12 protein-coding genes are annotated in these 10451 nt (G+C 38.3%); 6 read left to right on the top strand and 6 right to left on the bottom strand.

Annotation, left to right across the window (positions count from 1 at the left end; all coding sequences use genetic code 11):
• Nucleotides 1–540 precede the first annotated feature (540 nt).
• Nucleotides 541–699, top strand: coding sequence for a hypothetical protein (locus tag J8L98_RS15220; protein WP_192507015.1), 159 nt, complete (start codon nucleotides 541–543; stop codon nucleotides 697–699).
• A 63-nt stretch (nucleotides 700–762) separates the two neighbouring features.
• On the opposite strand, the gene J8L98_RS15215 is transcribed toward J8L98_RS15220, so the two are convergent.
• Together J8L98_RS15215 and J8L98_RS15210 are read right to left on the bottom strand one after the other, a co-directional pair.
• Nucleotides 763–1365 (bottom strand): hypothetical protein, encoded by a 603-nt coding sequence (locus tag J8L98_RS15215; RefSeq protein WP_210997126.1) that lies wholly within the window; start codon nucleotides 1363–1365, stop codon nucleotides 763–765.
• Nucleotides 1349–1525, bottom strand: a complete 177-nt coding sequence (locus J8L98_RS15210; protein WP_192507013.1) for a hypothetical protein — start codon at nucleotides 1523–1525, stop codon at nucleotides 1349–1351. Before J8L98_RS15210 ends, J8L98_RS15215 begins: the two co-directional genes overlap by 17 nt.
• Nucleotides 1526–1720: 195 nt before the next feature.
• Between J8L98_RS15210 and J8L98_RS15205 the strand changes: the two genes are divergently transcribed.
• Nucleotides 1721–2035 (top strand): cupin domain-containing protein, encoded by a 315-nt coding sequence (locus tag J8L98_RS15205; protein ID WP_192507012.1) that lies wholly within the window; start codon nucleotides 1721–1723, stop codon nucleotides 2033–2035.
• 42 nt (nucleotides 2036–2077) lie between these two features.
• On the opposite strand, the gene J8L98_RS15200 is transcribed toward J8L98_RS15205, so the two are convergent.
• Complete coding sequence (locus J8L98_RS15200; protein WP_192507011.1) at nucleotides 2078–2470, bottom strand: hypothetical protein; 393 nt, start codon at nucleotides 2468–2470, stop codon at nucleotides 2078–2080.
• A gap of 500 nt (nucleotides 2471–2970) precedes the next feature.
• Here J8L98_RS15200 and J8L98_RS15195 point away from each other — a divergent pair, with 500 nt between their 5' ends.
• Nucleotides 2971–3381 carry a hypothetical protein gene (locus tag J8L98_RS15195; RefSeq protein WP_210997124.1) on the top strand — a complete coding sequence of 137 codons (411 nt, stop codon included), beginning with the start codon at nucleotides 2971–2973 and terminating at the stop codon, nucleotides 3379–3381.
• Nucleotides 3382–3447: 66 nt separating this feature from the next.
• On the top strand, nucleotides 3448–4362 hold the full coding sequence (locus J8L98_RS15190) for a M14 family metallocarboxypeptidase (protein ID WP_210997122.1): 915 nt from the start codon (nucleotides 3448–3450) through the stop codon (nucleotides 4360–4362).
• 37 nt (nucleotides 4363–4399) lie between these two features.
• Here J8L98_RS15190 and J8L98_RS15185 read toward each other — a convergent pair whose 3' ends face one another.
• The gene (locus tag J8L98_RS15185) at nucleotides 4400–4990 is read right to left on the bottom strand and encodes a CBS domain-containing protein (protein WP_210997120.1); all 591 of its coding nucleotides are present in this window, start codon (nucleotides 4988–4990) and stop codon (nucleotides 4400–4402) included.
• A 412-nt stretch (nucleotides 4991–5402) separates the two neighbouring features.
• Between J8L98_RS15185 and J8L98_RS15180 the strand changes: the two genes are divergently transcribed.
• Nucleotides 5403–6359: an FHA domain-containing protein gene (locus tag J8L98_RS15180; protein WP_192507007.1), complete on the top strand. Its 957-nt coding sequence runs from the start codon at nucleotides 5403–5405 to the stop codon at nucleotides 6357–6359.
• Between the two features lie 30 nt (nucleotides 6360–6389).
• Here J8L98_RS15180 and J8L98_RS15175 read toward each other — a convergent pair whose 3' ends face one another.
• Nucleotides 6390–6908, bottom strand: a complete 519-nt coding sequence (locus J8L98_RS15175; RefSeq protein ID WP_210997113.1) for an Mpo1-like protein — start codon at nucleotides 6906–6908, stop codon at nucleotides 6390–6392.
• A gap of 162 nt (nucleotides 6909–7070) precedes the next feature.
• Between J8L98_RS15175 and J8L98_RS15170 the strand changes: the two genes are divergently transcribed.
• Nucleotides 7071–8366 (top strand): amidohydrolase, encoded by a 1296-nt coding sequence (locus tag J8L98_RS15170; RefSeq protein WP_210997106.1) that lies wholly within the window; start codon nucleotides 7071–7073, stop codon nucleotides 8364–8366.
• Nucleotides 8367–8556: 190 nt separating this feature from the next.
• Here J8L98_RS15170 and recD read toward each other — a convergent pair whose 3' ends face one another.
• Entirely contained in the window at nucleotides 8557–10422 is a 1866-nt protein-coding gene (gene recD / locus J8L98_RS15165; protein ID WP_247682577.1) for an exodeoxyribonuclease V subunit alpha, read from the bottom strand.
• Between the last annotated feature and the right edge of the window lie 29 nt (nucleotides 10423–10451).

Here is a 10451-nt window from a genome sequence, read left to right as displayed (position 1 = left end):
CCCAGGTGAGTGTAAAAACAGATTTCTAAAGTTACCAGGGCCTTTACTATCTTTAAGTGCCTTTCTTAATGTTGTTACGTCTTTTTCATCTACCGTTGCATCTGTTAACCACATTATAAAACCTGTATGGCTGCCGTTCTCATAGTATCGGCGCCTAAATAATGTCGCGCTTTCGTTGAACAAAACTTGGTATGAAATAGAAACGTGTAGGCAGTGAAATACACGCTAAGGTTATATAAACTAAGTATTTAAAATTACTTTATATTTAAAAAATTTCATTCTGGATCTTGCATCAGTATTAAATCTTTCTTAATGAGTATTATCCATAAACTGAAAATCTTATTCGGTATTTGCAATACACGCAGCCCAAGTAAGTACTTATTCACAACGAATATATAGATTAGCAAGCGAATTTCTTGGTCGGTATATTTAATTAAATAGCTTGAACAATGCTTTTTAAGCTGATATCAATACTATCACAGTTGAACATTTCAACTGTATGAAATAAATAAAACTAATAAGATTTTTCAAGGAAATGATATGAAACTTAATTTAAAAAAAGCACCACTCAAAAACCTATCAACAAAAAATAGTCTACCAAACGACGCTACACCACAGATTGCTGGTGGTGCAAGTCGTCGTGCATGTCGACCTCCCGTATCTGAAACGGGCGGACCATTTTGGGCATGTGAGTGCTAGTAATTAAAACTAACGTACAGCATATTTAGTTATGCTGTACTATTTTGAATCTGTTTTGCGCCTCTAGGGGCATGTCTTACTAGAGTCAGTTAATCGACAATCATTCATTGGTAAAATTACGTACTCTTCGCCACCAATCATAAACTGAATGAGTTTGCCATAGTTAGAACTCGGTTTGGCAACTGAAAACAATACTGAAAAAATAAAGATCGACATAGCAAAGAGCGCCGAGCCTAATGCCCCCTTTAATACCACCGAAAACCAGCCATCAGTACTTTCCTTGATTGTATCTTGGATCAATTGGCTTTCTTTTTTTACTGTTTTAGAAACAACATCATCCTTCAACTCATTATATAAGTCAGCGATACGCTGCTCTGCGTAGTGCTCTGCAAATGATAAAAAGGTTGCCTCCGCATCATTTACCAATTTTTTTAGTTTAGCGTCATGATAATTGAGTAGGAAATTTGCCACCATTTCAGGGGGCACACTGGTATCATTATGGACTTGTCGGTAATGCTCTTTCCATTGGTATTTTTCTAGTTTGTAGTCTGCATAAGCCAGCATTCCAATAAGTCGATATTTCGACTCTTCATTGGTACTAATCACTAACTTTTCAAATATCGGATTATATTGTGGGTGGGAGGTGGTATTAGCCTGTGAGACCATGTACTAAAAGCTCCTGCTCTATTTGCTTCTTGCGACCATTCCTTACTTTCAAAGCAGCTTCAAACGCATCATCAGCGCCATTAATACGAACTTTTTTCATAACACCATTTACACGAACAAATCGACTCGTAATGATATTATTATTAATTATACTATTCATAGCACCCCCAAATAAAACCTAGCAACATAGTAACAAATCAATACCTCGATACTCAAGGTAAAGTCACACTTTGTTTAAATCTAGCACAAGAAGCGAATTACGCGCTCTTTCTCATAAATTCCCAACTTATATTGGAATTCTTACGCATGTATTGATATTTTATCTAGTATTCACAGGTGTTACGCAACATATATTATGAACAACTTATTATCTCAGTTACCCATCAACACAACCAAAGAGCACTTTGAAGAGCTCATTGCGACAAAACAGACCCGCATCGAACGTATTGTATCTTTTGGGCAAACGTCGCCCAATAGTGGCTGGTACAATCAAACTGAACATGAATGGGTCATGGTGCTAGAAGGTTCTGGCACAATTGAATTCGAGTGTGGGCAGTCTGTCACCTTAAACAAGGGCGACTACCTAAATATTCCAGCACATACAAAACACAAAGTAAGCCACACAGCACTAAACCAAGCAACAGTTTGGCTCGCTGTTTTCTACGCTTGACATGTAAACAATCACAACTCAAACTTAATGCGTACCCATAGTTTAAACTTGCTCTTCAAGTAGAGACATTGCCGCCAATTCATTGCTATCTATTTTTCCATCTGCTGCAATGACTTTATGGGCAAGCTTAACAGCAAGTTCACGCATTGGTTTGTCAACGATGTGCTTCATTCTATGTTGAATAAATGCCTCGATATCATCATTTTTAACCGCTAAAATACACTTTCCGGTCATATCTACAATATAGTTATCAAGTTTTACAGATGAGTTCCAACTTAATGTTTCTGCCCATTTTCTCACCACTGCGAGTTCGGTGTCGGAAATAACGCCGTCAACTCCCACAAAGAGTAACGCCAAATCCAATAAAGACTCTTTCTGCAATTGCTCTACACAAATACCACTGTCAAAATGACTTAATAGCTGCTCAAATTTCATTTGATTTCCTTTCTATAAGGTCGTTGATACCTCTTTACCTTATTTGAAAGTGAGAAGCTTGTCACGTTTGATTATTTCATGTTTGAAAAATAGCAACGTCAATTAATTTTTATACAGCACATAAATTCAGATTCATCAAATAAAACTCATATAATACAACTATATACTGTAATAAAGTCATAATATGAGTTTCTTATAACAAATTATCACTCTTAATTATTTGTCATTTTAGTTTAAATTCATGTTAAATACTTGTTCTTTTAATGAAATTCATTAACAGAACAAATGTTGATTCATTAAATGCAACATATCTTAGCTAAGATTAATGTCTATAACTTTAAAATAAAACCAAGCCCTTTGTTTTATACTTAAAAATATCGCTAAATTCCCCCCCAATTAAAATCTCACTATTTTTTACTAACTTCATATTTCATCCATTTTGTTTCAATATCTTGCACAACCTCAACAAAAAGGCCCATTAAAATAGGAATAAGTGTTCAATGAAAGAACTCAAATTACAAGTGAATTTCGCATTCTATTGCATCGTAGGCATTCTCGCTTTTTCAATATATATCATATCGTTAAACTTATTAGGTGGTACATTAAGCCTTTTATTCAAAGGACAAATGGCACTTTCTATTATCGTAATAATGATCGCTACTATCAATTTCACTTTAGCAATAACAGGGCAAAGGCACGTTCTTTTTTGCAATAATGGTTTGTCCTATGTAAACATCTTTGGCGCTCAACGATATATTCCATCTGAAACAATTACACATGTTAAAGTAAAAACCAGATTGGGAATTAAAGTAACCAAAGTATCTACAGATAATAAGTCTATTTACTTATTAGGGTTTAAACCTGCGAAAAATCAAAAAATCAAATTAAAACAACTTGGTTATTTAGCCTAGATTATTTGCCTAAGCACGATAAAGCCAATAGGATCAGTCACAATAATAACTTTAAAGAGACATCACATGTCACAACCTTATTCTATTGGCACAGTCGGCACTCCTTGGGGCACTTCAGAAAAGCAGTCGTGGTTACAAGCGCAATCCATGAAACGCAGTTACGAAGCAGATGTTGTTACCAAAATATCAGAATTAAGCGCTAGATTTAACGTGTCACAATACGGTTCGTTATCCTACGAACACCGAGTATTTGACCTATTTGCTATTCAATCACCAAACTGGACTACAGATAAAAAAACCATTTTAATCACCGGTGGTGTCCATGGCTATGAAACCAGTGGTGTGCACGGTGCGCTAGAGTTTCTAGAACAGTACGGTAATCATTATAGTGAAACATTTAACCTCATTGTCCTCCCCTGTCTAAGCCCTTGGGGTTACGAAACAATTAATCGTTGGAACCCAGACGCGATAGACCCTAATAGATCATTTTTTAATGGCAGCCCTGCACAAGAATCAAAGCTGGCAGCTGACTACCTAGCACAATTTCAAAATAATATTATTTGCCATATCGACTTGCACGAAACAACAGATACAGATAACTCCGAATTTCGCCCGGCTTTAGCTGCTCGAGATGGTATAACAAATCACAATTGGAATATTCCTGATGGATTTTATTTAGTTGGTCACACTCAAAAACCAGAACCCAACTTTCAAAAATCCATCATTGATGAAGTTGCTAAAGTAACGCATATTGCACCTGCGGATGAAAATAAACAGCTAATTGGCGTGCCTATTGAGCAAGAAGGTGTTATCAACTACGATGGTACCAAACTTGGATTGTGTATGGGTGTCACAGATGCCCCCTATGTGACAACCACCGAAGCATACCCAGATAGCCTGAAAGCAACACCCCAATCGTGTATTGATGGACAAGTAGCCGCAATAAAAGGTGCACTGAATTTCTTAGTTAATCTACGTTAATCTACTTGCTGATTTAGGTTGGATTTCCAGCCTGAATCTAAGCAATCATTTCTTGATGGGCATAGATTATCGAGAATATATCTTTGAATGAATGCGCTTTTTGTAAAATGTTAATCGGAATATGCAGCGATCTCGCAATGTCACTGGCGGAAATCATCCCCCGTAACCCTCCTTCCTCATCCACTAACAGCACATGTTGATGACCTAACTCTTTTAATGTTTCTATTACATCACCAATTTTTGCAGTTTGCACCATTGAGTACGACATTGCTTGTAAATCTGATTTTTGCGTCATCAAATCCTCAACGGTTAAATCACTTCTAGCTTGGTTTCGTTGTTGCGCAACACTGAGCACTTTTCTGCCTGTCAAATCTTTGGAATTAATTACTCCTAAAAATGTATCATCATGATCTACAACTAATTTCGAGCGGACATGGCCATTTACCATCATATACAGAGCATGATCAATATCCACATCTTTAAGTACGACCTGAGGTACTCTACGCGTGAAGTCAGTGATCACTTTAACCGCACTGCTTGACAACTCTAAACGCTGAGAATCAAACTGATCACAAAATAGATATTTTCCTTCAAGCTTTACGGTCTCTAATTTATTATACTCACCCATAAAAACCTCTTTTATTTTCACATTAAACAACGCTCTTAAAAATATGGTTCACCAGCAGCAATAGTGCAAGGAGAGCAATATTTAAACGGTGTAATCTTGTGTAATAGCAAAGTAATAAAAAACATTCTAAAATCATGACCGTTCAATCGAATTTATGCCCAAATTCGATTGGTGAAAAAAACAATGCAATTCAGTATTATGATTTTTACCGCGAACATGCTCATTAACCACTGTTAACTCAGAGATTAATTAGCAGCTTCCCTCAATGATGGGACCCACTTTCAATGTGGGTCTTTTTTAAAATCACCTAAGGGACTCTACTAATATGTTTTTAAATGAAAAATATTGTAGAATATCAAATTAACTTATAGTCCGAATAAACGTGGTGTAGACGAACATTTAAGGAATATGAATGGCTTACCTCATAGATGAACACAAATTAGAAAAGATATACCTGAAGAGCTACCACACAATTGGACGCTACAAGTTTAATGTTGATACATTAATTGACCAACCAGGTGTTTCTCGACATCATGCAATAATTGAGTTAGCACAAGGGAAGTGGCTCATTCGAGATGTAAGTACCAATGGTATATGGATTAATGACAAAAAAGTAGATAAAAACCTACCTTATCAGCTATGTGAAAATGACAAAATTGACTTTGCAGCACAAGGACAAAACTCATATGTTGTGGCCAATCTCAGCGATGATTGCCAATACTTAGTGTCACAAACCAATAGCAAACAAGTCATTGAGGTAAAAGACCAGGCGTTACTGCCTAATTCGGACGACCCTACGCATATTATCTATTTTGACAATGTATTAAATTATTGGTTTTTAGAAGACCTGAATACCAATGATCGCCAAGCATTAATTGATGGTGGCTTAGTAAGCGCTTTTAATGATCAATGGCTCTTTTATTCAGCTAGTACGGCCGCTATGACGAAGCATCTTGATAATCAACCCACTGTCAAACCTTGTGGCTTAACCTTCAACGTCAGTCAAGATGAGGAAAGTACACAGCTTTCTGTAGAACTAAGTGGTGAGAGTGTTGATTTGGGCACTCGTACCCATCACTATTTACTGCTATTACTTGCTAGAACACGGATACAAGACAAACGTGCCGGTAACGACTTGGATGAACAGGGTTGGCTATACCGTGAAGAATTAGTCAAAGCACTTGGTGTGCAAATGAATCATATGAATATCATGGTACATAGAGCAAGAAAGCAGCTCTGTGATGCCGGTGGTGAGGTAAACCCAGAGCTTGCATATTTAATTGAAACAAGTAATGGGCGAGTTCGCTTAAATAGCCAAGATATTACGATCATCAAAGGCCGTAAATTAGAAACTCGCATCACCATTTAAAATTCAATATGCACTAAATAGTGCATAAGCTTATGAGCCTCCTCGGTAAGGGCCTGAAATTGATATTATTTCTTTTTCAAGCTCTTTAAATAAGCCTAATTTAAAGAGCATTTCCACAACAACAAATAAAGGTCCTATTACTAACCCCATTAAATCATCTACAAAAGCAGGCTTTTTACCTTCAAAGTAATGACCAACAAATTGAATCCCCCAGCCAACAATAAAAAATAGAAAACCTAAAGTATAAAACAAAAATAGACCGTCACTTAATAGATAAAAGTAATACTCTGCGACAATATACCCACAGGACAATACAGCAGACATGATAATACCCAGTACGATATTTAGTTTTAAATAAAAAAGACTCACTATGATAGAGATACACAAAGCAGGTGTTAACACTATGCTTTGCAAGGATAAAATGGGAACATATAATAGCCAAATAACCGCCAATACAATTAAAGGCACACCCACAAAGTGGGTTGCTATATTTCTCACATCACGATGGTAGTGTGCATATTGGCTTAGATGTTCTAAAAGAGTTTTCATTGTTATTGTGCTTTTGACTTAATACTTTAATTCGTTAAACCATACATTGTTGAATTTGTCAATTGTGACTTCAACGCAAATTACTTGAATTACGCTCAACTCACTGTAAATTAATAAAAGTTTCGTATTTAAAATGACAAGAATAACAATAGGAATATTTATATGTGGTCATTATTAACGGTCATTTTCTTAGCCCTGTTAACAGGTTTCATTAACACAACACACGCGAATGAGCTTAAATCAATAGAAAAGATTAATAATGATGTCATCACATGGCGTCGTCATCTACATCAATACCCAGAACTGAGTAATCGTGAGTTTAAAACCGCGAAGTACATTGAAGACCATCTAAGAAACCTAGGCTTAGAAGTCAAAACCAATATTGCACACACCGGTGTTACTGCGATCCTACACGGTAAAAATAAAGGGCCACTTATTGCGCTACGAGCCGATATGGATGCCTTACCTATTACCGAGCTTGTGATGCTCCCTTTTGCGTCAAAACAAACGACACAATACCGTGGGCAAACAGTGGGGGTTATGCATGCATGTGGTCATGATGCACATGTCGCTATTTTAATGGGTGTAGCCAGCCGGTTAGCTGCGCAAAAAGATCGCCTGTCTGGTTCCGTTATGTTTATATTCCAACCCGCAGAGGAAGGCGCTCCTGGCGACGAAGAAGGTGGTGCAGAGCTCATGCTCAAAGAAGGCATTTTCGCTGAAAATAAACCGGATGCTATATTTGGCCTTCATGTCACGAATAGACTAAATACCGGCACAATTGGCTACCGAAGTGGCCCTCTCATGGCCAGTGAAGACTCATTCACAATTAAAGTACAAGGAATACAAACACACGGCTCTCGCCCATGGAATGGGGTTGACCCTATCGTAACCTCTGCGCAAATAATCATGGCGACTCAAACGATTGCGTCAAGACAAATCAATGTTACCAAAGCGCCTTCTGTTATTTCGTTCGGCGCCATTAATGGAGGGATCCGCTCTAATATTATTCCTGATCATGTTGAGCTGGTCGGCACCATACGCAGCTTTGACCAAGGCATGCGTAAAGACATTAAAAAGCGATTGACGAATACTGCTCAGTTAGTCGCTGAATCTGCGGGTGCTGTCGCTCATACTCATATCGACCATGGCTATCCCGTTACAATTAACAACCCAAAACTCACAGCACAGATGTTACCGACATTACAAAAAGCCGTCGGTAACAAAAATGTCATCGAAATGGATTTAATTACCGGTGCTGAAGATTTTTCTTACTATGCATTAGAAACCGCTGGATTATTCTTTTTCTTGGGAATAACCCCTGAAGAACAAGACCCCGCGCTCTCTGCAAGTAATCATTCTCCGCACTTTTATATTGACGAAAAAGCACTCTCTATAGGCGTTGAATCTTTAACTAGTTTAGCAACTGACTATTTAAAAAATAATTCACGCTATTGATGCCGGTACAATAAATACAGAAAAATACCGCCACGCACAACTAGAGCATGGCGGTAATTATAAAACCACTGGGCAGTGGATCCGGGGGCAAGGGGTTCAAATAAACACTCATTGCATAATCTAATTCGTCACAGTGACTTACCGTTAAATGTAGAACACACATCAGAAAAAACAAGTTTGCATCATTAATTTAACGAGCCAGCAACCTCTCACGTAAGCCCGAACACCGAGAAACAGACTTAGCCATTGCCATATGCAGCACCTTTGGCTGAGCGATCAACTCAAACTTATGCTTTGCACGCGTTATTCCAGTATAAACAAGCTGCCGATTTATACCTCTAGAGGCCCGTTGCTTTGGCGGTAATATCATGGCTGTATGACTAAATTCAGACCCTTGAGATTTATGTATCGTCATCACAAATACACTACTATGATTCGGTAACCTCGCAGGATAAAATGAACGATGCTCGCCTTGTTCGTCAATAAAAACCGCTTTCAATTGCCCTTCCTCATCGGGTAGTAAAATTCCAATATCTCCGTTAAACAATTTTAGCTGGTAATCATTTTTCGTGATCATTATCGGTAAACCAGCATAATAACGGCCGCTAGGATTAATAAGACCTTGAGAGGATAGCTGTTGCTCAATACGCTTATTTAATGTTTTAACGCCATATGGCCCTTCCTTTACAGCTGCTAGTAATTGATACTGACCAAATGCATGGTGAATATCCACAGGGCTGGCACCTTGATGCATGAGTTCTAGGTATGTGCGATATTGCATTGCTGCACGTATGATTAATGCCGTATATTCGTGCGTGTTTAAATCAAACAGTGCTAAATCTTGATACCCTTGCTCTATGGTATGCGACAATTGCGCCCGACTATTATTGTTCACCGAAAACGCGAGCTGACCAATGCCGCTATGACTATCGAATCGATGACTTGTTTGTAAAAATGCAATACTATCGGCCAAGCAAAATTCACTCTCTCGTGGATGTAAATACGTTTGCCCCTCAAAGCACAATTCATTTAACTGAGCAGTCAATGATTCACTATAAGGTGGCTGCTCCCCTAGTGTAAGCCCTTGGCACAAATCACTTAGCACGCTTCCCGTATCCACTGACGTTAGCTGATCCTTATCGCCCAGTAAAATGAGTCGTGCATGTGCAGGGATTGCTCGAACCAATTTAGCCAGCAAAGACAAATCAACCATCGATGCTTCATCCACAATCAAAACATCTAAGTGCAATTGATTATCTGCGTTAAACCGGTAGCGATTACTATTTGGAATAACACCCAATAACCGATGAATTGTTTGCGCATGCTCTGGGATCAAGTTACTCACCTCAGGCATCAAGTTCAGTTTTGCTTTAGCGCCTAGTATTGACTCACTTAAACGCGCGGCAGCTTTTCCAGTTGGCGCAACCAGCTTAATTGTTAAGGGTGCTTGGTGGTATAGTGACTGTAAAATCGCTAGTAACTTAGTAACTGTGGTTGTTTTACCTGTACCAGGTCCCCCGGTTAATACACAAAAACCTTGTGTAGCAGCCATCGCACAGGCTACTTTTTGCCAATCAACTTCACCTGTTGATAAGTTTGTCACCCCAAAATAGTCAGTTAATAGTGCTGTTAATCGGCTAGAGTCTACTGAAATTTTCTGAGCTTGCATTTGCTTAAAACGCTCAGCTAAAGTCACTTCATAATTTGCCAACCGGCTCAAATACAATCGCTGTGCGAACAATTGTAATGGTTTGCCTTCGCCAACAGCATGGTGATTTACTAAACCTTGCCATATTTTCGTTCCTGTAGAGCACGCCCATGGGGTCATTGGTATTGTTTCATCCATGAGCTCCATCACGAGAGAAAAAGGGTTATTCCAATCAATATCTGTAAATGCCAAACAACTGTGCTGATTTTGCTCTGCCTGCAGTAACAATAAAATCAAATAAAAAATATCATTTGTCTCGTTTTTATTCAGTAGCTTTGCGAGTGCAATATCACTATGGCGAATTCGCCCCTGTGCAATTAAATAGTTCAGATAGAGACCATGGTCCATAACACATTCAGGCTCGCCACCTGCGGAAA

Source organism: Pseudoalteromonas sp. MMG013 (assembly GCF_018100885.1).
Classification (GTDB): Bacteria; Pseudomonadota; Gammaproteobacteria; order Enterobacterales; family Alteromonadaceae; genus Pseudoalteromonas; species Pseudoalteromonas aurantia.
Note: the sequence above shows the minus strand (reverse complement) of the source record. Positions and strands in the feature narration are given on the sequence as shown.